General features: G+C 53.9%; 26 protein-coding genes. 17 read left to right on the top strand and 9 right to left on the bottom strand.

Going from position 1 to position 22,554, the window contains the following annotated elements; all coding sequences use genetic code 11:
- Window positions 1-2,127, top strand: coding sequence for a GDSL-type esterase/lipase family protein (locus D460_RS34520; RefSeq protein ID WP_245267737.1), 2,127 nt, complete (start codon window positions 1-3; stop codon window positions 2,125-2,127).
- A gap of 143 nt (window positions 2,128-2,270) precedes the next feature.
- On the opposite strand, the gene D460_RS0112655 is transcribed toward D460_RS34520, so the two are convergent.
- Window positions 2,271-2,723 carry a hypothetical protein gene (locus tag D460_RS0112655; RefSeq protein WP_245267744.1) on the bottom strand — a complete coding sequence of 151 codons (453 nt, stop codon included), beginning with the start codon at window positions 2,721-2,723 and terminating at the stop codon, window positions 2,271-2,273.
- A 371-nt stretch (window positions 2,724-3,094) separates the two neighbouring features.
- Window positions 3,095-3,388 carry a hypothetical protein gene (locus tag D460_RS0112650; protein ID WP_018898919.1) on the bottom strand — a complete coding sequence of 98 codons (294 nt, stop codon included), beginning with the start codon at window positions 3,386-3,388 and terminating at the stop codon, window positions 3,095-3,097.
- Window positions 3,389-3,642: 254 nt separating this feature from the next.
- Between D460_RS0112650 and D460_RS0112645 the strand changes: the two genes are divergently transcribed.
- Window positions 3,643-4,266: a recombinase family protein gene (locus tag D460_RS0112645; RefSeq protein WP_018898918.1), complete on the top strand. Its 624-nt coding sequence runs from the start codon at window positions 3,643-3,645 to the stop codon at window positions 4,264-4,266.
- A gap of 83 nt (window positions 4,267-4,349) precedes the next feature.
- Here the strand turns inward: D460_RS0112645 and D460_RS0112640 are convergent, their stop codons facing one another.
- Entirely contained in the window at window positions 4,350-5,135 is a 786-nt protein-coding gene (locus tag D460_RS0112640) for a hypothetical protein (RefSeq protein WP_018898917.1), read from the bottom strand.
- 254 nt (window positions 5,136-5,389) lie between these two features.
- On the opposite strand from D460_RS0112640, the gene D460_RS0112635 reads away from it, so the two are divergent.
- Window positions 5,390-5,758, top strand: coding sequence for a hypothetical protein (locus D460_RS0112635; RefSeq protein WP_018898916.1), 369 nt, complete (start codon window positions 5,390-5,392; stop codon window positions 5,756-5,758).
- Window positions 5,759-6,939: 1,181 nt separating this feature from the next.
- Entirely contained in the window at window positions 6,940-7,125 is a 186-nt protein-coding gene (locus D460_RS35920; protein ID WP_155947733.1) for a hypothetical protein, read from the top strand.
- Window positions 7,126-7,394: 269 nt separating this feature from the next.
- Here D460_RS35920 and D460_RS0112625 read toward each other — a convergent pair whose 3' ends face one another.
- The 3 genes from D460_RS0112625 to D460_RS34515 all read right to left on the bottom strand — a co-directional run bounded on the left by D460_RS0112625 (window position 7,395) and on the right by D460_RS34515 (window position 9,831).
- Window positions 7,395-8,045, bottom strand: a complete 651-nt coding sequence (locus D460_RS0112625) for a hypothetical protein (RefSeq protein ID WP_018898913.1) — start codon at window positions 8,043-8,045, stop codon at window positions 7,395-7,397.
- 58 nt (window positions 8,046-8,103) lie between these two features.
- Window positions 8,104-8,949, bottom strand: coding sequence for a hypothetical protein (locus D460_RS0112620; RefSeq protein WP_018898912.1), 846 nt, complete (start codon window positions 8,947-8,949; stop codon window positions 8,104-8,106).
- A 213-nt stretch (window positions 8,950-9,162) separates the two neighbouring features.
- The gene (locus tag D460_RS34515; protein WP_196809335.1) at window positions 9,163-9,831 is read right to left on the bottom strand and encodes an HNH endonuclease; all 669 of its coding nucleotides are present in this window, start codon (window positions 9,829-9,831) and stop codon (window positions 9,163-9,165) included.
- 242 nt (window positions 9,832-10,073) lie between these two features.
- Here D460_RS34515 and D460_RS0112610 point away from each other — a divergent pair, with 242 nt between their 5' ends.
- Window positions 10,074-10,274 carry a hypothetical protein gene (locus D460_RS0112610; RefSeq protein WP_018898910.1) on the top strand — a complete coding sequence of 67 codons (201 nt, stop codon included), beginning with the start codon at window positions 10,074-10,076 and terminating at the stop codon, window positions 10,272-10,274.
- A gap of 112 nt (window positions 10,275-10,386) precedes the next feature.
- On the opposite strand, the gene D460_RS34510 is transcribed toward D460_RS0112610, so the two are convergent.
- Both D460_RS34510 and D460_RS0112600 read right to left on the bottom strand, forming a co-directional pair.
- A complete protein-coding gene (locus D460_RS34510; RefSeq protein WP_018898909.1) occupies window positions 10,387-10,776 on the bottom strand; it encodes a hypothetical protein in 390 nt (129 codons plus the stop codon).
- A complete protein-coding gene (locus D460_RS0112600) occupies window positions 10,766-11,164 on the bottom strand; it encodes a hypothetical protein (protein WP_155947732.1) in 399 nt (132 codons plus the stop codon). Before D460_RS0112600 ends, D460_RS34510 begins: the two co-directional genes overlap by 11 nt.
- Window positions 11,165-11,275: 111 nt before the next feature.
- Between D460_RS0112600 and D460_RS0112595 the strand changes: the two genes are divergently transcribed.
- On the top strand, window positions 11,276-11,713 hold the full coding sequence (locus D460_RS0112595) for a hypothetical protein (RefSeq protein WP_018898907.1): 438 nt from the start codon (window positions 11,276-11,278) through the stop codon (window positions 11,711-11,713).
- A 51-nt stretch (window positions 11,714-11,764) separates the two neighbouring features.
- Here the strand turns inward: D460_RS0112595 and D460_RS0112590 are convergent, their stop codons facing one another.
- On the bottom strand, window positions 11,765-12,076 hold the full coding sequence (locus D460_RS0112590; RefSeq protein WP_018898906.1) for a hypothetical protein: 312 nt from the start codon (window positions 12,074-12,076) through the stop codon (window positions 11,765-11,767).
- A gap of 132 nt (window positions 12,077-12,208) precedes the next feature.
- Here D460_RS0112590 and D460_RS0112585 point away from each other — a divergent pair, with 132 nt between their 5' ends.
- From D460_RS0112585 to D460_RS0112540, 11 genes are all read left to right on the top strand, one after another.
- Window positions 12,209-13,615: a hypothetical protein gene (locus tag D460_RS0112585; RefSeq protein ID WP_018898905.1), complete on the top strand. Its 1,407-nt coding sequence runs from the start codon at window positions 12,209-12,211 to the stop codon at window positions 13,613-13,615.
- Between the two features lie 73 nt (window positions 13,616-13,688).
- The gene (locus tag D460_RS36405) at window positions 13,689-13,838 is read left to right on the top strand and encodes a hypothetical protein (protein ID WP_196809334.1); all 150 of its coding nucleotides are present in this window, start codon (window positions 13,689-13,691) and stop codon (window positions 13,836-13,838) included.
- Window positions 13,798-16,023 carry a hypothetical protein gene (locus D460_RS32970; RefSeq protein ID WP_018898904.1) on the top strand — a complete coding sequence of 742 codons (2,226 nt, stop codon included), beginning with the start codon at window positions 13,798-13,800 and terminating at the stop codon, window positions 16,021-16,023. Before D460_RS36405 ends, D460_RS32970 begins: the two co-directional genes overlap by 41 nt.
- A gap of 9 nt (window positions 16,024-16,032) precedes the next feature.
- Window positions 16,033-16,275: a hypothetical protein gene (locus D460_RS0112575; RefSeq protein WP_018898903.1), complete on the top strand. Its 243-nt coding sequence runs from the start codon at window positions 16,033-16,035 to the stop codon at window positions 16,273-16,275.
- 55 nt (window positions 16,276-16,330) lie between these two features.
- On the top strand, window positions 16,331-17,326 hold the full coding sequence (locus tag D460_RS0112570) for a hypothetical protein (protein ID WP_018898902.1): 996 nt from the start codon (window positions 16,331-16,333) through the stop codon (window positions 17,324-17,326).
- 16 nt (window positions 17,327-17,342) lie between these two features.
- Window positions 17,343-18,275 (top strand): DUF5309 domain-containing protein, encoded by a 933-nt coding sequence (locus D460_RS0112565; RefSeq protein ID WP_018898901.1) that lies wholly within the window; start codon window positions 17,343-17,345, stop codon window positions 18,273-18,275.
- Window positions 18,276-18,349: 74 nt separating this feature from the next.
- The gene (locus tag D460_RS34505; protein WP_018898900.1) at window positions 18,350-18,712 is read left to right on the top strand and encodes a hypothetical protein; all 363 of its coding nucleotides are present in this window, start codon (window positions 18,350-18,352) and stop codon (window positions 18,710-18,712) included.
- Entirely contained in the window at window positions 18,712-19,290 is a 579-nt protein-coding gene (locus tag D460_RS34500) for a hypothetical protein (RefSeq protein ID WP_018898899.1), read from the top strand. The genes D460_RS34505 and D460_RS34500 overlap by 1 nt, the downstream gene beginning before the upstream one ends.
- Window positions 19,284-20,807, top strand: coding sequence for a hypothetical protein (locus D460_RS0112550; protein WP_018898898.1), 1,524 nt, complete (start codon window positions 19,284-19,286; stop codon window positions 20,805-20,807). The genes D460_RS34500 and D460_RS0112550 overlap by 7 nt, the downstream gene beginning before the upstream one ends.
- 24 nt (window positions 20,808-20,831) lie before the next feature.
- Window positions 20,832-22,160 (top strand): hypothetical protein, encoded by a 1,329-nt coding sequence (locus tag D460_RS32955; RefSeq protein WP_018898897.1) that lies wholly within the window; start codon window positions 20,832-20,834, stop codon window positions 22,158-22,160.
- Window positions 22,160-22,552: a hypothetical protein gene (locus D460_RS0112540; protein WP_037111247.1), complete on the top strand. Its 393-nt coding sequence runs from the start codon at window positions 22,160-22,162 to the stop codon at window positions 22,550-22,552. The genes D460_RS32955 and D460_RS0112540 overlap by 1 nt, the downstream gene beginning before the upstream one ends.
- Window positions 22,553-22,554: the final 2 nt, after the last annotated feature.

Here is a 22,554-nt window from a genome sequence, read left to right as displayed (position 1 = left end):
ATGGGTTTCGGCTTTTCATTCTCGCTGAGCCCCCAAGGTACGACAACCCCAGCGGCTCCACCGACAGCGGCCCCCACTGTGACGACTGCGCCAGCTATCAGCGGCACACCACAGAGCGGCAGCACGCTCACAACGACATTCGGCGTTTGGACACAGAGCCCAAGCGGATATGTGTTCCAATGGAAGGCGGCGGGAACGAACATTTCCGGCGCAACTTCTCGCACTTACGATCTCACCGACGCAGAGGTCGGCAAGACCATCACTGTCACGGTCACGGCCTCCAACAGTTTCGGTTCTGCAAGTAGCACATCAGTTGCAACGGCAGCGGTCACGGCTAAGCCGGTCACGGAGAAGCCCGCGAACACGGCTGTCCCGACGATCAGCGGCAATACGCTTGTCGGTTCCACGTTGATGACCTCAACCGGCACATGGGCATATAGCCCGTCGAGCTACGCGTATCAGTGGTTTAAGAACGGCACGGCGCTATCCGGCGCAACAGCCAACGTCTTCGCTCTGCTTGCGGAGGACTACGGTTCGACCTTCTATGCAAGAGTGACCGCGACAAACGTTGTGGGATCGAGCGACGCCTTCACTCCGAGTGTAGGACCGGTTTCCCAGAATGTTCCAGCGAACACGGTAGCTCCATCGATCTCCGGTCTAGCACAGGTCACGAAGACGTTGACGGGCTCGGCTGGTACATGGACGAACAGCCCAAGCCTTACCTACCAATGGCTCCGTGATGGGGTTGTTATTAGCGGCGCAACAGACACGACTTACGTGCTGGACAACGCGGATAAGGGCAAACTGGTATCCTTCCGTGTCACCGCAACCAACCTCGGCGGTTCGACATTGGCGACCTCAAGCGAAGTCGGCCCAATCGCACAGCCCGCTCAGTTCATCAAAATCGTTTCAGAAGGTGATTCTCTCACAGCAGGTGCTTTGACATCTAATGAATCGAAAGCATATCCGCCCGTTGCAGTCGCGACACTGGCAGCTGGTCCAACCTACAGCTTGAGTAACATCGCTACGGGCGGTTACACTGGTCAGAACGTAGCTGATGAATTTGATGATCGCGGTGGTGCTGCATTCGATGAGACGAAGGACATGAATGTGTTCAGTGTCATGCTCGGCGCAAATGATCGCTCACAGGGATACAATGACCGTCAGGCTTATGTGAACCTGCGTCGTGTACTCGTCGCGGCAAAACGCCGTGGCTATCAACGCCGTATCGTTGGCTCGATGATCGCCAGCAATGAAGGCGATGCACCTTATCAGAGTTGGAATGTCGCTGATGTTCAGTTCAACACGTGGGTTCGCGCATACGCGCTTTCCGACTTGGATTGCGATGGCCTCTTCGACTTCGGCGCTGATCCTCGTTTCGACACTGCTGCCGATGCCAACAATACGACGTGGTATGCGAGTGACCGAAATCACCTGACCGACGCAGGCTACGCGGCACTAGCCGGAATTTACCGCCTAACTCTACAAGCGGCAATCAACGCTCCAGGTGTTCGACAGGCTCTACCGCCGACATGGTTCGCGCCGGATATGAGTAAAAGCATGGCGTTGAAGAACTCGGATCGCACCGTGTACTGGCCGGATAATGGTTTCACCAACGCTTGCGTTCGCGGTGCAATTGGCAAGTCCTCTGGCAAGTGGTATTTCGAGACAGTCCACAACAGCGTGGGCAACGACAAATTCACCGGCATCGGCTTGATGAACATCGACTACGCCACACACTTGGAAGCCGACTGGATCGATCCGGGTCAGGACGAGAACGCGATTGGCTACCAGAGCAATGAGGGAACTATCCGCTACATGGGTACGGATATCGCCTATATGGGGCAGATCGAGAACGGCGATATAGTTGGGATTGCTTTCGACGCGGATACTCGCCGCATGTGGGTACGCAGAAACAGCGGGCTATGGAATGGTGGAGCTGCTGAGGGTAGCGAGCCGTTCGATCCCGCAACTGGTGTCGGTGGCATTGATATCTCGATGCTCGGCACGGACATGCTTTATCCCGTTGGTTTTGCATTCCTCACTGGCTGCGAGATCACGTCACGATTTGCACCGGGACAAACAACGTTGCCAATCCCATCGGGCTTCACTGTCATCGGCGGATAAATATCGACACGATGGGTCGGCTTACAGCTGTCCAAAGTGGATACGTACAGGAGTGAGATGGTCCACGGAAGTCTTCCAAACTTTTAATCCGCGCACCAAACAGAAACAGGAGCCCGCTGTTAACCCCGGCGGGCTTTTCCGTGTCAGACGTAGAAGGCTTCCACTTGCGAGCCCTCTGGTAAGTCAGCGGGATCATGGGCAACAATCATCATGATCCCAAAGGACTCGCGGAAGACCGCGAAATGCATACTCACTGTCCCAACATCCTCCGCCCATCTGCTTGAGTAGCGGAACTGTTTGCTGACTTCCTTTTTGCCCTGCGTGAGTGTGACGCCATTGCCGAATGCGGGGAGAAGGCCATCGGGAATATCCCCGGTCAGCGCATCGATGTTGCTGTAGTGGTTCAACAGGACCGCGCCACCCTTCGGCACGATCCTCGTTGTAGCTTCGTAATGCAGTGAGAGCCCAAGTTTCACGCCGAACGTATCGAGCGCATTTGTGCAGATTGGACCCGACAAGTTGATAAAGTTCCACGTCGGTAACATATTGGCCTTATTGCCAAGCCGTTGTAGAGCAGCAACCTGATCCACGTGCATTTCATCAGCTAAGCCGGGATTATGCCTGAACGCTGCATCCGCTCGCTTCTTTATTTCACGCCGGTCAAACCGAACGTCTTCGGACTGATAAACCCGCGAAAGAAACCCGACGACATTCTCGGCGCTACGTGAGGCACCATTGCAGGACTTGCACGACGAGAACTCTAGCCCTCGTGGCCGGTCTCTCTGGTAAAACATCACTCGTGGAGGAAAATGCTCGCAAGTCTCGGCTAATGTCGCACCTCCACAATATATGCAGAAGGGTTGTGCCTTTAACATGCGCTGCGTTCTAGTAAGCGGATAAGCCGTTGCTGTGTTCAATAATGACTCCGTGAAGTTGAACTCGTCGGAATCAGATTTTACTACTATGTCTATCCGTGAACAACGCGAGAGGGTTTGCTCTCCACCAGTAATAAGCGAACCTGGTTATGCGGCATTAGCTCGATCTGCTTTTGCGATACGAGCCAGAACAAGGCGTTGACTATCTGCTCTTGAGAGAAGCCCATTTCGACAACCAGTGTCGGCCCAATCTCCAATAAGTTGATGGGCTGATCACCGGCTTTGTCCCGCAACAGCTCGCATATCGTGGTGTTCAAGTCAGGTGCTTTTACCATTCCGAGAGGATAGAACGAAAACAGAACATCGGCAAGGATTGAATCGATCACGGAAGGTCGTGAAGTTCTTATCAGTACGATATCAGCGACTGCGCACGGCTTAAACTCTCTACGGACAACACTATGATAGCTCAACACATCAACCGGCCAGCGCCCAGACGTGGCCCGATATTTCCGCACCTTTTCGGTCAGGAATCGTCACGCGCGTTACTGCCAAGCCATTGAAAGGGCAACCGAAAAGATCGCTCGCCCTTTGCTTTTTTCGGCAACAGACAAAGAACGCACATTCATTGTCAGAGGTTGTTATGCAGTACGTTGCTTACTACCGAGTTTCCACCCAGATGCAGGGTAAGTCCGGCCTGGGGCTTGAGGCACAGCGCCGCGCAGTTCTCGAATATACGCGTTGCGATCCGATTGCGGAGTTTACAGAGGTCGAGAGCGGCAAGAAGGATGATCGTCCGCAGCTGGCGGCAGCGTTGGACCTAGCCAAAGATAACAAGGCGGTGCTGGTCATCGCCAAGTTGGACCGGCTGTCTCGCGATGTCCACTTTATATCCGGTCTGCTCAAGGCGGGAGTTCCGATCAAAGCGGCTGATATCCCGAACGCTGATAACTTCCAGTTCCACATAATGGCAGCTGTGGCCGAGAAGGAGAGGGAGATGATCTCCGACCGAACGAAGGTAGCGATAGCTGCAAAGCGGGCGAGGGGACAGGAGTGGGGCAAGAACGCTGCAAGGGTAGCAGAGGCAGATGCCTTTGCTGGATCGCTTCAAAGAGTCCTTAGGACGCTCATGGACAGCGGCATCGACACACCAGCAGCAATTGCGCGTGAACTGAACGATCGCGGCGTACGGACGCCGAGAGGGTCCGCATGGGGTACAGGCCAGGTAGTCCGACTGCTTCATCGGCTACGGGAAAACGCCGGATAGGCCCCCCTCAGGTTTCTCACAAAAACCTCTATACTTGCTCATCCAATTGATATGGTTTTAGAGAATTTCAGTTCTCCACCACACTAGTCTAATGCGCTTGGGTAAGGTCGCCTTGCAGCCCACAACACCGCCAACGATCCGATGACTGTCGTTCCTAGAAAAAGAAAATTCACAAACAGTCTGACGTCTGGCAGTTTTAAGAAGTCGGGTTGGACATCGTAGCCAAGATAGCGAAGCGTCTCCAGAACCATGCCAATGGATCCCGCAACTACGATAAGCAGCAAAGGAGCACTCGCTTTGAGATAGACTGGAACTCGTTTGCCGGACATTTTCGAAGATAAAACAATATTTTTACGCTTTGGGCTTTTTGGCGAGCCCTTGATGGCGCCCGCAAATTCCAGTTGCCCTTTGGTACCAGTGTGTATGACTGATATCCGCGCGCCCTCGTTGGCATTCATGTATCCAAACTCAAGCTGAGCCAGTCGCCTGTTTTCCGTAACCAGTACCGAAAATGTGCTGTCGTCCCGCATGACTTTCTCGACAGTACAGTCCAATATCACGCAATCTGCCGGAACCTCAAAATGCAACGGATTGCCCTGTGAAATACTCGTCCGATCCAAGTGCTCCGAGCCACCGTTCCAAACAACGACCTCCGAAGAAGTAACTCTAGGCACCTCGCTTCCCTGATACAAAACCGTCAACGCGTCACCGAATGCGGCGGTTTGGGAGCCCACCAGTTCAACCTCTTGCAGGTTGTAGTTCAGCAGATATTTTGGCTTCTTAAAAAATAGCTGATATGAGCCGGTCACGAATGAAATAATTGTCAGTATAGCAAGGAATACTGGGTTTGTTATCAATTCGGAAAACATTTGCGCACCATCACCAATTTTAATTCATGACTACCTTAGGAAAGATGGCCGCTCCAGTAGATTTTGATGCGCTACTCGCAAAGTCACAACTTATCGGATGTTAGCTGAAGACCTACTGCTCTCAACCGGAGAATTGGCAGAAAGATCTTTGTGCGGCTTATCTCCGGTTGCCCTGAATAATCGATGGCTATTGATAGGGAAGCACGGCAGCAATGGAGCTGCTGGTGCGAAGGACTTATACAATGGCTAACCCGATGGAACTGCTCAAGGCTGCTGCAACGACTGGTGTTGTTGGTGGTCAGACCCCGCTGGAAATCTTCTACGGCAAACTTGCTGCGCAGATCGAAAACGCAAAGCAGGTCAAGGCGGGCAAGGAACTCAACACACGGTCGCTGTGGTTCCGCAAAGACGCGCAGGGTTATGTTGTCCGTATCGGTCGCAATGCTTTCGAGATCGCTGGTTCGAAACTCTTCCGTGCCCCTGACCTGGATGGCGTGATCAAGGTTCTCGACGCTGCAAAGGAAGTCATCGACGGCGACAAGGCGTTGCAGGAAAAAATTGCCAAGCACTCGGCTGAACGGTCGGCCCGGCTGAAGGCTGGCCGTGCGAAGAAGGCCAAATAACGCGACATCAGTTAGCGCTAGCTGATGGAAGCCCCGGTCGAAAGGCTGGGGCTTTGTCATGCTCTGCGTATGCGCTCGCTGGGTCCTCAGGAGGGTCATACGCTGCGTTGCTCGGCAATTATGTGCACTGATGCATGGCAGGTCTCTCGCGCAAGGACGATAGCTCTACTGGTCCAGTTGGCGTTCCCATCTAGCTGGGAAACACCTATTGAAATTCTAATATGTGTGTGAATAATCACCTCCGCTGACTGATCGCCAACGCTTTAGAGGTCGAACCTAAAGCGTCTTTCTGGAGGCCGATTGGTCAGCGCCTTCTCTACGGTTTGCACGCAACCGTACGCAGTATTATGTTGAAATTCTTGAGCGTGAGGCTGATAATCGTCTGGCTGGCTGGGCGGTGTGCCTTGGTTTGCACATCGATTGTGAGGCGCGTACAGCATCGTTCAGCCGGCATCATCGCGCTCAAGGGCTGTCTTCCTAAAATTCAATCCAGCGGGAGTAAGACGGCAGCGGGGCCGTAGTGTGCTCCCTGGCTCGACGTCGATTAAACCAGCGTCTCTCGCAATGATTACAGTCTTGAGGCCGACCAAACGTGGGAGCGGCTCGAAAGTCGCAGTATTGAGCGCCTTCAATAAAAGTCTCAGGCGAAGGATCAAAAATCTGCTCCTGTAAATTGCAGGATATCTCTAAACTTTGCGATCTTAATTATGTTCCGCTCATGCTGGGCCCCTTCGAGAGCCAAAAGGCAGCGGTGTTGGCCGGGGAGCAATACTGTCGCGACCTTGGGTGGATCGACTACGATGACCCGTTGCCTGCTGCGCAAAAATAATTAGTGCGCATGTCATTTTGAGTAGCGCGGGTTAAATTCGGGCGTAAGATAGCTGCTGTCGACCTCAGTACGAATGGTGGAGGCCGCTTGGGAGTTACTACTTGCTCTTGCCGAACCAAAGCAGGAGAATCGTCGATGTTGATGACCGCGACCTTATCCGACGAGCAGATTGATCAGGTGACCAGCGCAGTGCGCCAATGGTGCCGTCTCAATCATTGTACTCCCGACAGCCATGAAGGCCGTCGCGCGATCACAATCAGCGTTGATCTAATCCAGACCAAGCCACATGAACCGCTCCTTGACCAGCTGGTCAGGGCGCTAGGACCGTTTCAAAACAGCCCGGAGACATTTGGTGGGAACGAGACAATCAGTCACTCAGGAACAGCGTCGTCAGCTGCAGGCTGAAACCAATAATGTCGCTCGCGCCATCATCGATGAGCAGCGTGCAGCTCGTGAGGCCAAGACTGCTCGATTGCGTGAAGCGCGAGAACGAATGGAAGCCGAGAAGGGCATCCAGACCAAAAGTTCAAAACACTGAGCGTATCGCACATAGATGCATTGCAATTCTTATATGTGTGATGAATAATGCACGCGCTGGCTGAGTGATACGTCTTGGACCCAAACCCAAAGTGCGTGCACATCACGTCATTCAGCCAGCGCCATCGTCTGAGTAATCATCCCCAAAAATTCGCAATACGAATGGCTGCTAGTCGCCCACATATGAGCGCGTGGCTGACCTAGTTGAATTGCCCATTTCGGGAACCCCCAAGGATACCGGGTCAGCTAGTCATTTCAGCGGACCATTTGTTATGTCAGTCCCAATTTTCGTGCTCGATCTTTGAAAGCGTTGAATCGCTCAACTTGGTCTTCGGGTGTTGCCTGCGGGTCGTCGCGATGCAGCAGTTCGGTCAGATATTGCCGCTGTATCGCGTTGACAGTCGAAAACCTGTTGGGTTCATAATCTTCGGCTTTAACGAGACGATACACCGGGGTGCTCTCGAGCGCTCGATAGACATCGTAGTAGCTGTCGCCGGGATCACCATCCGAAGCGTTGACAAACATGTGCGCGTATTGTTCGCGGCCAGTTGGGGCGATGCCGTCGCCACCGATTTCTGCTTCCCACTGACTCGCCAGATACAATGCACGATCGATATACGCGCGTCGTATCTCGGTCTCTTTCTTGTTCTCGGTGCCCACTTTTATTCGTCCCGCGTTCAGAGCAAGCCGCACTTCACGAAGCAAGGTTTCGGTTTCATCAACCAGTCTATTCGAGAGCGCGTCCAGGACGGAGCGCGGTTCAATCCAATCTCGATCAGCTAAGGCCTTCTCATAGGCGTAGAAATCACGTCCGAGGTATTCTTGCATTTCGGAGGCTGTCAACTTGTGAGAATGGTCTTGCTCTAGCGCCTTGATGTCGGCCTCCGCAGACATGCGCATCCAGTCGGTTAACTCTTCCAATTCAACCCTCCAAAACGAAAAAGTGGGGGCTGTTAAACCCCCACTCTTGTTAAGTTCGTCAGATTCTCGCTGGAGCAGATTCAGTCCGAGAGAAGTTCGCCTTTGTCAGCGGCTTCGTGACAATCTGCGTGAACTGCAGGCTGTCCTCATGTTCTTTGAATCCGTCGTAGATGAGACCAGCGGTTTCAGCGTCTTCGGCAACTCCAAAGAAGATGCCAAACTTGCCGTTGCCGAGGCTACGGATCGTACCGAGGCCGTATCCGTTTTCATCAACAGGGAACAAGGCTTCATCAGCCGTGAACGTTGCAACCGGCTTCACCCGATCAGCTTCGCGAGGCACTTGAACCGCAAAGGTCTTCGTGGTCTTGCGAGGCTTACCATTGGCTACCCGATCCAAAGCCTTGGCTGCTTCAACACCTCTGACAATCTTGTCTTTGCCGACTTTCGTCGTTGCACTTTCAAGGACAGTCATGATGGCATCGAAGTCCGTCTCTTCCTTTGCCGCGTTGATCAGCCAGCGTAGAGCGTTCGGGAAGTTCTTGGCCGCGTATACACTAGGCATCCACTTTCCGTTCTCCTCTGTACCGACCAGCAGCCTTGACAGAAACAACGCCGGGTTTGCTTCACCATTCTTGACCTTTGTGGGGTCGAAGTTCTTCGGCATCGTGATGCGTCGAACTCCTGCAAGAATAGACAGCTCAGCCAGGCGCTTCTTGTCCTGCATAACTTGCTTGATGAACACTACGATCCCTACCAGCAACTGCTTGGTAGACATCTCGGTGCCAGCAATGTGGCTATGCAGCAGAGCCGTCTCGGTCGCCAGGATGCGAGCACCCATAGCCACGTCGTCGGCCTTGTCAGCCCATTCAGCGATTGTCAAAGAACCCTTGATCTTCTCTTCCATGCACTTCACTCCTTCTACTCAAGCCCCCTGGGGGGCTTTGGTTTGGCGCCGTTGTTGGCAGCGATCAGCCAGCTGACTTTCGTCAGCAAAAGTATTCAGAGAACAGTACGTGTCTCGAAGACGGACGACTTCTTACACGTGACGGTGGAACTGTCCAGTAATGAAACGTCTCAATCTCGGAAGGACTTCTTCTATAGTAATCAACGGGTTAAGCTAAGCAGCAATCTTTGAGCAATATTGCTTTCGAATGACGGGCTCATGCTCCACATTTTCGAGAAGCAGCCGAGAGCCCTCGATTTCCTCACGACGCTCATAGCAAGCAGCTAAGTGATCGGCGTCCGTGTTACCGTTGAACGCTGGATAAACGGTTGCCCAACTTGCTCGTAGGTGCCAGTGGTTCTTGAAGAACTTCTCGTAGGGAAGGAATTCCTGACAAAACAGTTCAATCCAAATCGCGCGTTCCTCGATGAACATGGCGACTTTCCACCTGAAATCGTAAGCCACTTTGTCGTGCCATTGGCCATCTACAACAGATCTGTCGTGGCCCGCTTCCATGACGAACGAGTTCTTTCGCACCAGCTGCCGAAATTCTTCTACCGGCATACTCATTCGACTGCTGTTGCAAAGCATACAGGCGGCGACGATGTTTTCGGGATCGTCCGAGCCGCCGTCGCTACGGGCTACAATATGTTCAGCCGTGCAAAGGAAACTCTGCAATAGTTTTGCCGGGTTATCGAAAGTGGTTTCGAGTCTATCGTCATCCAGTCGATCTAAAGCGTCTTCGCGCGGTTCGATTGCGGCTTCCCACATAGGGTTGCCGCAATAATAACATCTGCCGCGTTGCCGATTGTAGGCGTGAATTCTGCTTTGCTTGAGGTCCAAGGTTCTGTCCTTCATAATTATGAAGCAACATCGCAAGGCCTCATTAAAAACCGGCTAAGAAGGTCGGCTAGGGCTCGATTGAACAAAATCGCAGCGGGCCGTGACGGAGTATCTTGCATCGATACATATTGTTTGCTTAATATATGTCCAGGTTCAGTTGCAGAGCCCCACACACCAATATTCCGAATGCCTCACCGGCTATTGATCTGCTGGCGCTCTGTCGTTTGTAGGAGGTAGACGAGATGCTTCAATCACTGATGAGCCTATCGGACGAAGACGTGTCCGCTGTCATCGCTGCCGTTCACAAATACTGTGGCGAACATGGATATGATTTGCACAGCCCGCAGGGCAGGCGCACGATCACGACAGCGTTGGAGCTAGTGCAGACGAAACGCGGAACCGAAACGTTGATGATTGACCTGGATAAGCGGCTGCATTCTTAGCCGTTAGAGATGCGGGTCTGGGCCTGCATGAAGCCAGCTGGGCGCTATCGAGCGGTGGCGTTGCAACCAAACCGCTCTGCGGGCGCACTCAACCGAGCGTCCAGCTGGTCGTTCATTCTGTTTCAATGACTTCAATTGCAGTTGCTTCGATCACCTGGACCGTTTCCGCCTGGGTGAGTTGTTTGCCCGCGTTCCACTGGTCAAGCGCATCGAGCATCGCTGACCAATCCTGTTTGTGGTTCACATCGACATCGACAGTCTGCTTTGGCGCTCCCCACCCACGGTTTAGGATCGCGGTTGCCGCAGCTACGCGGCTTGCTCCGTTTTTCCCGTTCTTCATCTCATCGACCAGCGTTTCGATAGCCGTCATGGTATGAGCCTTGGCGGCTTCCTTCACGTCAGGTGGAATCGGCGTGCGGCCCGCCGGGTTGCCAGACTTGCCCTTTTGAAACTGCGCGGCCGTCTGTGTGCGCGTTCGTTCTGTCTGTCTGTTAGCTGGCATCGGTCGCCTCCGATGGGATGATCTTGCCGCCCACATGGCGCACGAAGAAATCCTCATCATTTGGATTTTCGAAATCGAGGTAGAACACGCAATCTTTGTCGCCGCGCTCATTTGCTATCTCGAAATCGACTGAGACAAGTTTCCACGGCGAAGCATCAACCATGTGCTTGGTGATCCAGCCCCCGTATCGGGTGATGACCCAATCGCGAATGTTCTCTAGCTGCGTCTTTTGCGGATTGTTCTCGATCAATTTGGTGATCTCGCCGCGCATGTGACCGCCAGCGATTGCAAATCTGATTTTGCTCATTTCTCTGCTCCCTAAAACCATATTTAGGGGAATCCGGCTGTCTCGCGCTGGTTTGCGGGTTGGCTCCTGTTTGACAGCCATTTGAGCGTCGACTTGGCCGTCGCCCGTTAAATACGGACACACTCATATAGATCGGGCAGGGCAGAATGTTCATCGACCACACATACAAGGGAACATTCCAGGCGGTGACCAGTGCTTGAAACAGTCTCCGCATTCCTCATAGCTATCGGCATCAATCCCACACACCTTGCAGCTGGCCTAGCCGGTAGCATCGTCCGCGCAATGCTCACGAAAGCCCGCAGCAAGTGGGAAATGTTCAGCGTAAGCATCGTTGGCATGTTGTGCGCGACATATCTCACGCCCATCATCGTGAAATGGATCGCGCTCGATGCGGACACCACAAACGGTGTCGCGTTTGGTATCGGGCTTATTGGCATGTCATTGGCCGAGGGCTTCGTCAGGATGGCACAGAAATGGTCGCTCAATCCGCGTCTCCCTGGTGAGGTCAGCATGAAGGGTCTAGCTGACGCTGTGAACCCGCCAGCGCCGCCGATCATCGATATTCCAGAGGAAGAAAAACCGGAGCCTGTTACAGCCCCGGTCCGTCGAAGACCCCGACGAAAGTTATGAGATCGAATAGTCAGAAGTTGCGAAATGTCTGAATTACGAATGCACTGCCAGTCATTTTGCCTTTGTGATCCCCTCCATCCGTTTGATTGAATCCTGAACTCGCTGGGGCGGTGGAGCGCTCTCCAACAACACGCTTCCAAAGCAGTAGAACACGTAGCCGATTACCAGCAGGCTCAATCCGAAATAGCCCACGCAAAGTATGTGCAAGAACGTCACTGGTGATTCAGTCGCGTCTAGCGTCATCAGCCCCGCAAACACAGTGGGCAGCAGCGCCAAGCACAAGCCGACCGGCACCGCCAGCACGTAATAGAGTTGCCTCCAAAAGACGATTGCAAGTATTGCGACGATAATCCAAATCGCCATTGCTAAGCCCCCAAGCAGTTGTTGTGTTGCTATTACTTAGCCACGCGCGGCTAAGGGCAAGAAAAAACACAGGAAAATCAGTAAATTCCTGTTTTTTACTAAATATCGGAGTTGGAACAACTTCGGTATTTTATGGCAAAGCAACTAACGTCCGAACAGAAGCGCGCTATCATTGCAGCGTGCCGCGAGGACATCGTATTTTTCGCAAAGCACATTGCTGGCAGCGACCTAACCCCCAAGCAGATTGAGTTCGCAACGAAGTGGATGGCTAACCGACGCATCTCGTTCAAGGGCGGTGTCGGCTTCGGCAAAACCCACGTTATGGCGGTCGTGATCCTGTGGGCGCTGTTCTGCTTGAACAACGTACAGGTGACCATCTTCGGCCCAGGCGAAGGCCAGATCAAAGACGGTATCTGGAAGGAGATCGGCAATATCTGGGGGGCGATGGATGCTGAGTGGAAAGACCTCTTCGATTATCAGGCCACCCGCATTTCACGCAGAGACAGCCCGACCGGCGCGTTCGCTGCTTTCCGTCTAGCTAGTAAAGACAACCTCGAAAGTGCGCGTGGTATCCACATGCGCAACAATTTCGTGTTCGTGGACGAGGCGTCAGGTGTTCCCGACGAGATTTTCCACGTTCTCGGCAACATCTTCTCCGACGTAAATCCGAAACTCTGTCTGATCTCCAACCCGGCACGCAAAAGCGGGTACTTCTTCGAGACATGGGAGAATCCCGAACTTTCGCAGATTTGGACCCATGTTCACGGCAAGATGGCGGACAACCCGCGTCTCACGCCGGAAGCGTTTCGAGAGATGGCCATCTCCTACGGTGGCAAGGGAACGCACGATTATCAGATCAACGTCGAGGGCGAATTTCCGCTTGAGGAAGAGGGCGGCGTTATTCCCGCGCCCCTCGTGCAAGCAGCTATCGACAACGAAGACGCGGTCGCACCCGCCGACGCGCCGATTGTTTGGGGTCTTGATCCGAACGGCGGCGGTCGAGATCGCAGCGTCATAGCCAAGCGCCAGGACAATGTAGTGCGTGAGGTGAAGGACTTCCCGAACCTCGACGCCGTACAGCTGGCACAAGCAGTGTTTGACGAATACCACGGCAGCACGCGCAAGCCGGTAGAGATTTGCGTTGACGCGAACGGCCCTGGCTACGGCGTCTATGTGATGCTGTCGAATATGGGCCTGCCTGTCAAAAAGGTCATGGTCCAGGCCAGCCCGACACGCGACCCGCAGATATACACGCGTCTCCGCGATCAGCTGTGGTGGGAATGCCGAAAGTGGTTTGAGGACGGCAATGTCCGCATTCCGAACCACCAGGATCTGATCAAGGAATTGACCTTTCCGACCTACGACCGAGACGCCGGTAAGATCAAGGTCGAGGACAAAAAGTCGATCCGCAAGCGTGGCCGCAAGTCACCGGACTTTGCCGACGCGCTCTGTTTGACCTTCGCCACCAACGCCAACCAGCACACCGGCAAGTGGGCTTGGTCCAAGCCCATAGAATACGACGTTCGCCACTACGAATGAGCGCCCGAATTGCTGCCTGCAATAAATATGACGAGGACCAGCATTATTCGTGCTGCCATTGGAGGAGCGACCAATGACCAAAGACAATTCCGCGCTGATCGCAGCGATCGACAACGCAATGGCCGCAATCGATAGAGCGATCCAAGAACTAGAGACGCGCAAAGCGTCCGTGAAAGGCATACATGGCAGACAAGAAGAAGGGCAAAAAAGCCCTCAGCGATGAAGATATTCTCAACCGCGTTGGTAGTGCTGTCCGTGAAGCCGTTGGCTTTTCCGACGACAATATCGCTTACAAACAGGAACGCGGACTAGAACTCTACAACCGCGAGCTATTCGACGCTGACAGAGCAAAAGACGGCAAGACCGATCCGCTGAAAGGCCGATCCAAGTATGTCAGCCCTGATGTCAATGAGCGCGTCGATTGGTTGCTAGCTCAGAAACTCAGCCTGCTTGATAGCCAGACGAAGGTTGTCGAATATACCGCTGTTGGAGATGAAGACGCAGCTATTGCAAAGCAAATGACGGATACCGTCAATGCTATCGTCCGCAATCTCAATTCCCACGCCACGATGTTGACGCCCTGGCTCAAGAACGGCCTGATCACTGGTCTTGGCGTCGTGAATGTCGATTTCTACCAGGAAAAAGGCTGGGCAGTTCCACAGACGTTGAAAGGCGTTCCAGAAGAGCAGCTGGTTGAACTGGTCGCACAGGAAGACGCTGACGAACTCAAAATTCTCGAAAGCGGCGAGCCATATGCGGCTCCGTTGCCACCGGAACTTGAGCAGCAGGCAGCAATGTTGCCGCCAGAAACCCTACAGCAGTTGACGGCGCAGCTGCCAATGCTCCGCGACATCAAACTCCGTAAGCGAAAGACAACCTGGAAGCTGCGCATCACCAATGTAAAGCCGGAAGACTTCTTCGTGTCGAAGGACGCGGATTGGGATCAGCAGACCGGCGGTATCAAGGCGCGTTTGCAGGGTCACAAGTGCCGCAAGGCTCGTGCTGCGCTGCTAGAAATGGGCTTTGACAAAGAGAAGGTCGAGCTAATCAGCAGTGCCAACGACAGCATGACAGGCATTGCGGAGGAACGTGCCAAGGAGACGGATTACGATCAAGGCGTTTCAGATGTTGAAGACGAGGTAGACGTTTATGAGGTCTATATGCGTTTGGACATCGACGGTGACGGCTGGCGTGAACACGTCCATCTGACGGTTGCCGGCGACTTGCAGAGCGCTCCGGTTTTGCTCGCTACAGAGGAAGTCAGCGAGATTTATCCTTACGCGGCGTATTGCCCGTATCCAATGCCGAACACGCTTTTCGGTCATGGCATTGCCGACAAAATCGGTGATCACCAGCAGCTAATTTCTAGCATCACCCGCGCGAATATCGACGGCTTGCACCGCAGTGCGAACCCGCAGGCGATTGCCAATCCCGAAGTCGTCAACCTTGATGACCTGTTGAACCCGCATCCTGGCAAGATCATTCGTTCATCCGATCCGACAAACGGCCTCGCATACATGAACGTGCCGTTCAATGGTGGTCCGTCGATGCAGTTCATCGAAAGCCTCAAGCAGACGATGGACAGCGTGACCGGCGTGGGCGCCTCAATGACTGGCATGAGCGCGACGGACATGCAAAGCACAAGCGCAAGCGCAATCTCGCAGCAGCGAAGCGCTATGCAGCTGATAATCGAATCCAGCACGCGCTTCTTCGCTGACACCGGCTATCGCTACTTGTTCCGCATCATTGTTGACCAGCTCGTCAGTAAGCCAGATGGCGCAGAAGCCCTCATTACCCGCCTGTTTGGTTCGTACACGCCAATCAAGATCGATGATTGGGATCCAGCTATGGACATGTCGACAACGGTTGCGTTCGGCATGATGAACAAGGACTTCAATCAAGCGATGCTCAAGCAGATCATCGAAATGCAGACGCAGGCCGTGCAGTCGCAGTCCGCGTTGGCATCCGAACAGAACATTTACAACGCCACTGTCGCATTCCTCGAGAACGCCGGTTTCAAGAACACGGCTGCTTTCGTCAACGATCCTTCGAAATCCCCGACTGCTGGACAGAAGAAGCCGGAGAAGCCGACCGAAGCCGAGGTCATGGCGGAAGCGCAGAAGGCAGACACAGCGGCTAAGGCCGCGGATGCCAAGCAAAAGCGCGAACTCGAGTTGCTGAAATTGCAGATGGAAGACGACCGCGAGCGCGACAAGATGGCGATGGATTTCGAACTGCGTAAGGCAGAAATCCAGGCAAAGTATGCGGCCCAGGTCGATGTAGCCAGCGTCAACGCACAGATGAACGCGCATCACGATTCATTGCAGCAGGGCTTTGCCGATATCGCGGTGATGCAGCCGCAAACTCCACCACAGCAGCAGGCACCTCAGATGCCGCCACAGGCATAAGGAGCCGACATGACAGAGAGCGAAATCATTCAGCGCGGCAGGGACGCAGATCGCATTTGTAGCGATCCGACATATCAGGCGGCATGGGACGCGATCATGCGCGACCTCTTCAAGCAATGGGCCGAAAGCCCCCTCGATGATGTCGCGGGGCGCGAACGTTTGCGTCTGGAACTCGATGTTCTGACGCGCCTCAAGGGCAAGTTCCTGAACTTTATGAACGAGGCGACGGTAGCTAAGGCAACGGCGCAATAAAAGTACGTGTCCAGCTAAATAAGGACAACAAAAACAACAAATTTGGAGCAACCAAATGACAGATGCCAGCAACTCCGACAACGGAATTGGCCTTTCGCAGAATGATGCTGCGAGCCACATTTCTAGCCTTCTCGACAGCAATCTCGATATTGCTGCAACCGATGAACCTAGTGATGTTGAGAACGAAGCCGATGAGGTTTCACAACCCTCCGACGACGTAGCCGAGATTTCTGACGAGCAAACCCTAGAGGACTCTGACGAACCAGTAGACGCGGGAGAGGATGTAGCGGCGACAGCCGAGACGGCCCCAATCAAGATTGCAGATGACCTCGTTTTCGAAATCGATGGCGAGACAATCACCGGCAAGCAGTGGAAAGAGGCCAATCTTCGCTACGCTGATTATACGCGAAAGACCCAAGAACTTGCCGACGCCCGAAAGGGTGTAGACGTTCAGGTCAATCAAATTCGCGACAACTCATTGCAGTGGTTCCAGAACATGGAACGCGACATTGCAATGTACCTCCCACAGGAGCCGAATTGGGCGCAACTCGCAACGGATGATCCTGCCGAGTACGTGGCTCAAAAGGAAAAGTGGGCAGGAATTCATGCTCAGATCGGAAAACTCCGACACGAGCGAGCGCTTGTTGAACAGCAGCAGGCTCAGATCCAGGAGAGAGAACACCAGCGCTTGATGTCGGAAGGCAAGCAGCGTCTGGAAGAAATGCATCCTGAACTAGCTAAGCCAGAAACAGGCAAGGCAAGGGCTCTTGGCGATTACCTATTGAAATCGGGTATCCCAGGTGAGGCCATTGACCGTGAGACGAACCCTGTACTCTTCAGTATTGCCTACAAGGCAATGCAGTTTGATCAGCTACAGGCCCAGAAGGCCAAGGCGGTCAAGGTGGTTGACGCAAAACCTCCATTGATCACGCCCGGTTCTTCCCCGGCACGTTCGAATAACTCGCAAAGCGTCGTTGAACGAAAGATGAGCGCTCTCAAGCGTACCGGTTCGCAGGCCGCTGCGGCCGACGTTCTCAAGCATCTACTATAATAAGGAGAAGGCAAAAATGCCCACACTAATCACTAATAACGCGACCAACATTCGCGAAGACCTCGGAGACGTAATCTCCCGCATCTCGCCAGAGAAGACACCGTTCAAGACTGAAATCGGTACAACAAAGGCATCAGCTACTAATCACCAGTTCCTCAAGGACGATCTAGCTGCGGCTAACAAGGACAACGCGGCGATTGAAGGCGCGGACGCTGTATTCGGTACTCTCGTTCCACCAACGAAGATTTCGAACACAACTCAGAACTTCGTCAAGTACGTGCAGGTCTCGGCTACCCTCCAGGCTGTAAACACAGCTGGCACGAAGGATGAGTACGCTCGTCAGGTTGCTAAGGTTGGCGCAGAACTGAACCGCGACATTGAATCCGCACTGGTTTCGTCAAACGCTGCAATCTTCGGTTCTGGCTCCACAGCTGGTAAACTCGGTGGCGCTGAAGCGTGGATCAAGACGAACATCTCTCACGGCACAGGCGGCTCGACAGCTGGTTACACAGCTGGTGCAGTTGGCGCGGTTGTGAACGGTACTGCTCGCGGGCTCACAGAAGCGATGTTCAACGACATGATCCAGAACGTCTGGACACAGGGTGGCGACCCAACTCTGGTTATCGCACCGGGCAAGTTGAAGCAGAAGATTTCGACCTTCACAGGCAATGGTACAAAGTACCAGGATGCCAATGCGAAGACGATCTATCAGGGCGTAGATTACTACGTTTCGGACTTCGGCAAGCACCAGATCATCCCACACCAGTTCATGTCCGCGACAACTGTTATCGCATTCGATCCTTCCCTTTGGGCTGTAGCTACGCTCCGTCCGCTCAAGAAGATCGACCTCGCGAAGACAGGCGATAGCGACAAGAAGATGCTCGTCACAGAACTCACACTTGAGTGCAAGAACGAGGCTGGTAACGGCAAGATTGCCGACGTGAACTAAGCAGACTGAGGGCCAGCACGAATAATGCTGGCCCTTTTCATATCGCCAATAAAAATAACAAGACAAGGCGAACTATGGATGCGTACAACGCCCTAAATCCCCTCGGACTCACCCGCGCAGATATCATTCCAGATGGCACCACCATTCCGGTTTACGAAGACGAGAACAAGACCGTCTTCTGGACCAAGGAAGGCGAGACATGCCTTGAACGCACTGTCTGGAAGGACTTCGGTTCGCTGCTCGACGCAAATGTTGCCGAGGCCAATGAATTCAGCAAGACCGGCAAACTCGGTGAAATGGTTCGCGTGGCGAGCATTCCGCTGGGCATCTATCAGGATTGGAAGGCCAAAGGCTACCTAGACGATCCCGTCAAAATGGCTCGTCTCCTGAATGATGGCGATCACAGCAAGTTCCGCACGAACGGGCTGGTGATCTGATGGCGATCCAATCCTATTCCGATCTCATCTCCGCAATCGACAGTTACACCGTTGGCGCTGGCGCGCCCGGCGACCTCTGCGTGATGCTGGCAGAAGAGGCATTGCGTCCGCTCCTCAAGCACTACCGCATGGAAAAGAAAATCACGCAGACAGTGCCAGGCGGCACGTCTCCATCGTTGCCTGATGATTTTCAGGAAGCCCGTGCCGTGGTCATAAACGGCAAAAAGCCGCGCCCGATCAGTTTCCAGAACTCCGACCCCTCGGCACTCGGTTATGTTCTGACCGGCTCCACTTTGGAAATCCGTCCGGTCCCGACCACCGATTATCAATTCGACCTCTATTATTACGCTCGCCTACCTTCGCTGTCTCCGACACAGACGACGAACTGGCTGCTCACGTATTTCCCGACCGTCTATCTCCGAGCATCGCTTGCGCAGGCGTATCACTGGCTGAAAGACGACAAGGCCGAGCAGATGGAGAAAGACCTGACGAATGACGCGTTGAGCGCAGTTGTCCGCGATCACACCCGCGCATCGGTCTACGGCAACACCATCATTGAGGAGTTGTCATCGTGGTAATTGACAGCATCCTCGGCCCTTGGCGTCCTGATCGCCCCGCACTCAACAATACCGGCGTAACTGTAGCTCGCAATGTTCTTCCGGCAATCGGAGCAACGAACGGTGCCATCGCCTACGAGCCGATGAAGCGCGTCAAACTCTATTCGGACAGCACTCTGCCGTCGCGACCACTCGGCGCGATCTCCGGTCAGGACACCGCTGGTAACGGCAAGGTCTATGCTGGTTGCGCAGAGGGCTTGTTCAAGGTCAGCCCATCGGACTTGTCATGGCAGGACGTTTCTCGTGCCAGCTCCCCATACACGGGCGGCACAGAGAAGTGGAATTTCACTCGATACGGAAGTTGGGCAGTCGGCACAAACTTCGTCAATCCACCTCAGTTTATCGATATGAACGAGGACGTGAATTTCGATGATCTGACTACGCTGGTCAAAGCCCGTTATATCACGAACTCCCGTGGCTTCGTCATCGTTGCCAATACCAATGATTCGTTCGACGGCGATGTGCCGTACCGGGTGCGTTGGTCCGGTCTCGATCAGCCTCAAAGTTGGGATTTCTCGCTCACCACTCAGGCCGATTTCCAGGACATCAACGGCGGTTCGGGTGTCATTCAGGGCATCGTCGGTGGCGAAGATGTGACCATTTTCATGAAGAACTCCATCGTGAAAATGACCTACGTCGGAACGCCTACGATCTGGCAGTTTGACGAAATCATTCCAGGCAAGGGTTGCTCTGTCCCTGAAAGCCTCATCACAGTTGAGGGTATCACGTACTTCCTCAGCGATGACGGCTTCTACGTGTATGACGGCTCTACGTCGCTCAAGCGTATCGGTGAGGGCAAAGTCGACAATTACTTCCTCCGCAGCGTAAACACCGCGCAATACAGCTACATGAGCGTTGCAGCGGACCCGGCGAAGAAACTCATCTACTGGTGTTATTCGAGCCAAGACGCCATTGATGGCACGCCTGACAAGATGCTCATCTACAACTACTCCCTTGGCGAATTCACCGAGGCGACAGCGGAAGTCGATTTCATCTACACGAGCGTTTCGTTGCCGTGGACCATCGAACAGCTGGATCAGTTCGTCACTGTCGAAAACATGCCTGCTCCATTCGATTCACCGACATGGGCCGGTGGCAATTCGCAGCTAGCGGGCATGTCGATCAGCGGGGCTCAATGGCTTTTCACTGGCGACAATCAAACCGGCACCATCGAATCTAATGAGCAGTTGCTTATCCAGTCTTTGCAACAGCTGAACCCCAACATCAAAGGCGACCGAACGGTTGTCACGCGACTGCGACCGTTTGTCGATGGCAACGGCAGTGTAGTTGCTCGTGTCGGCTCTCGCCTTCTTTCTCACGGCGATGTCACCTGGAGCCAGATGGCCGCACCGAATGAATCCGGTTGGTGCAACATTCGTCAGCAAGGTCGTTTCCATCGCGTTCGTCTCATTCTGACCGGGAATTTCACCCAGGCGCAGAGTTTCCAGTACGACGCTGTTCCAGCCGGTTTCCGCTAAATAATCCAAAGTGGAGGGCGGAAGATGCTGAAACTAAAGCAAAATCACACATCACGCGACGTGAAGGTGTTGACCGATCAGCTGGTCGACGCCGTTGCCTCTGCGGGTGGTGGCTCGGCTGCATCTCCTTACATGGCGACCGTCCTTACCTCAGCAAACGCGGGCGCAGCGCAAACAGCGCTTGGCTTGTCCGACTTCGCGAAAACGCTCTTAGACGATCCTGATAGCCCTGCGGCACTAACGACCCTCGGCTTCACCTCTACCGGCGTTGCGCTTGCTACAGCTGCCAGCGCTTCGACCGCTCTAACTGCCTTGGGTGTTTCCCCATTTGCGAAGACGCTCCTCGATGACACCGACGCAGCTACAGCGCGTTCCACAATCGGCGCCCTTGCGCAGACTACATGGGACAATCGCAAGCAGTATGTGCCGTTCAACTATATCTACAACGGCAACTTCTATTTCTGGCGCATCAACAGCGGTCAGACCAACGACGACTTCGGCAGTGCTGACCGCTGGTACAACGGCCATTTCGGTTCCACGAAGGTTGTCTCTCGACAGGTATTCACTTCCGGCCAGACTGCGGTCCCCGGTTTCGATGAAGCGTATCTGCGCACAGTCGTCACCAGTGTTGCCGGTGCTGGCAATCGCGTGTTCTCGCGTCAGCCAATGGAAAATGCCCGCACGCTTGCAGGCAAAACCGCAACTGTCACCTTCTATGCGAAGGCCGATGCAGCGCGTCCGATCGCAATCGAGTTCGTGCAGTTCTTCGGCAATGGCACTGCTAGCGCTGCTGTTACAGGCATCGGCGCACAGAAGTTCACGCTTTCGACAAGCTGGCAGAAGTGTCAGGCCGTCATCAACATTCCGAGTATCGCGGGCAAGACGCTCGACGCAAACTATCAGGATTCATTGGACTTCAATATCTGGTTCGAAGCCGGATCGAACTTCAATTCCCGCACGGTCAGCCTCGGTCAGCAAAGCGGCACGTTCGATATCGCGCACGTCAGTATCGTTGAAGGCGATGCGACCGACATAGCCGATCCATTCTTCCCGAAGGGTGTTGGTGTCGAGCTAGCTGAGTTGCTTCGTCACTACCAGTTTTTCCAGAACGTTTTGATTTCAGGCTACGGCGCAGCTAGCGCGAACGTCTTCCTGGACCTCACGTTCGTCGGCCACATGCGAGCGGTTCCGAACCAGTTCTTTTTCAACACGAGTTATTCGAACGCGTCTGCGGTCGCGAGCAATACAGCGCCGACGACAACTCACCATCGATTGCAATGCAGACTTACCGCTGCTGGCTCTGGCTGGTGTCAGACAGGCGTCGAGTATTACGCAGTTTTTTATGGGTACTGATGGCTATTAGACAGATCACATCGATTGAGGATTTCCGCGCCGAGTACCCGCGTGTCCGTAGCTGGTTGCTCGAAGCACTCAAGCATTCCACGAATGGTGACGAGCGCGGCGTTCTCGATGGGATTTCTGACGGTAGCTATCTGCTGTGGACGGGCGAGAACAGCGCAGCGATCACCCAGAATATGCAGTGGGACAATCGCCCGGTCTGCATCCTTTATCTCGTCGCGGGCGATATCTCCGAAATTTTAGGCGAGGGGCAGAAGGTCATTTCGACCTGGGCCAAGGCCAACGGCTGCGAAGCGTTCGTGCTTTTCGGTCGCAAGGGCTGGGAGCGCGTGCTTGTGCCCCACGGCTTCGAATTTTCATCCATCGTCATGTTTAAGGAATTTTAGAA

Source organism: Rhizobium sp. 2MFCol3.1 (genome assembly GCF_000377565.1).
Classification (GTDB): Bacteria; Pseudomonadota; Alphaproteobacteria; order Rhizobiales; family Rhizobiaceae; genus Rhizobium.
This window is presented reverse-complemented; position numbering and strand designations above follow the sequence as displayed.

Coding starts and splice junctions, on each gene's coding strand:
- D460_RS0112610 (WP_018898910.1), top strand. CDS start 10,074: ATGCTTCAATCACTGATGAGCCTATCGGACGAAGACGTGTCCGCTGTC.
- D460_RS0112565 (WP_018898901.1), top strand. CDS start 17,343: ATGCCCACACTAATCACTAATAACGCGACCAACATTCGCGAAGACCTC.
- D460_RS36405 (WP_196809334.1), top strand. CDS start 13,689: ATGACCAAAGACAATTCCGCGCTGATCGCAGCGATCGACAACGCAATG.
- D460_RS0112540 (WP_037111247.1), top strand. CDS start 22,160: ATGGCTATTAGACAGATCACATCGATTGAGGATTTCCGCGCCGAGTAC.
- D460_RS0112570 (WP_018898902.1), top strand. CDS start 16,331: ATGACAGATGCCAGCAACTCCGACAACGGAATTGGCCTTTCGCAGAAT.
- D460_RS0112655 (WP_245267744.1), bottom strand. CDS start 2,723: ATGCACGTGGATCAGGTTGCTGCTCTACAACGGCTTGGCAATAAGGCC.
- D460_RS34520 (WP_245267737.1), top strand. CDS start 1: ATGGGTTTCGGCTTTTCATTCTCGCTGAGCCCCCAAGGTACGACAACC.
- D460_RS0112620 (WP_018898912.1), bottom strand. CDS start 8,949: ATGGAAGAGAAGATCAAGGGTTCTTTGACAATCGCTGAATGGGCTGAC.
- D460_RS34500 (WP_018898899.1), top strand. CDS start 18,712: ATGGCGATCCAATCCTATTCCGATCTCATCTCCGCAATCGACAGTTAC.
- D460_RS32955 (WP_018898897.1), top strand. CDS start 20,832: ATGCTGAAACTAAAGCAAAATCACACATCACGCGACGTGAAGGTGTTG.
- D460_RS0112575 (WP_018898903.1), top strand. CDS start 16,033: ATGACAGAGAGCGAAATCATTCAGCGCGGCAGGGACGCAGATCGCATT.
- D460_RS34505 (WP_018898900.1), top strand. CDS start 18,350: ATGGATGCGTACAACGCCCTAAATCCCCTCGGACTCACCCGCGCAGAT.
- D460_RS0112645 (WP_018898918.1), top strand. CDS start 3,643: ATGCAGTACGTTGCTTACTACCGAGTTTCCACCCAGATGCAGGGTAAG.
- D460_RS0112590 (WP_018898906.1), bottom strand. CDS start 12,076: ATGGCGATTTGGATTATCGTCGCAATACTTGCAATCGTCTTTTGGAGG.
- D460_RS32970 (WP_018898904.1), top strand. CDS start 13,798: ATGGCAGACAAGAAGAAGGGCAAAAAAGCCCTCAGCGATGAAGATATT.
- D460_RS0112585 (WP_018898905.1), top strand. CDS start 12,209: ATGGCAAAGCAACTAACGTCCGAACAGAAGCGCGCTATCATTGCAGCG.
- D460_RS0112635 (WP_018898916.1), top strand. CDS start 5,390: ATGGAACTGCTCAAGGCTGCTGCAACGACTGGTGTTGTTGGTGGTCAG.
- D460_RS0112600 (WP_155947732.1), bottom strand. CDS start 11,164: ATGGCTGTCAAACAGGAGCCAACCCGCAAACCAGCGCGAGACAGCCGG.
- D460_RS34510 (WP_018898909.1), bottom strand. CDS start 10,776: ATGCCAGCTAACAGACAGACAGAACGAACGCGCACACAGACGGCCGCG.
- D460_RS0112640 (WP_018898917.1), bottom strand. CDS start 5,135: ATGTTTTCCGAATTGATAACAAACCCAGTATTCCTTGCTATACTGACA.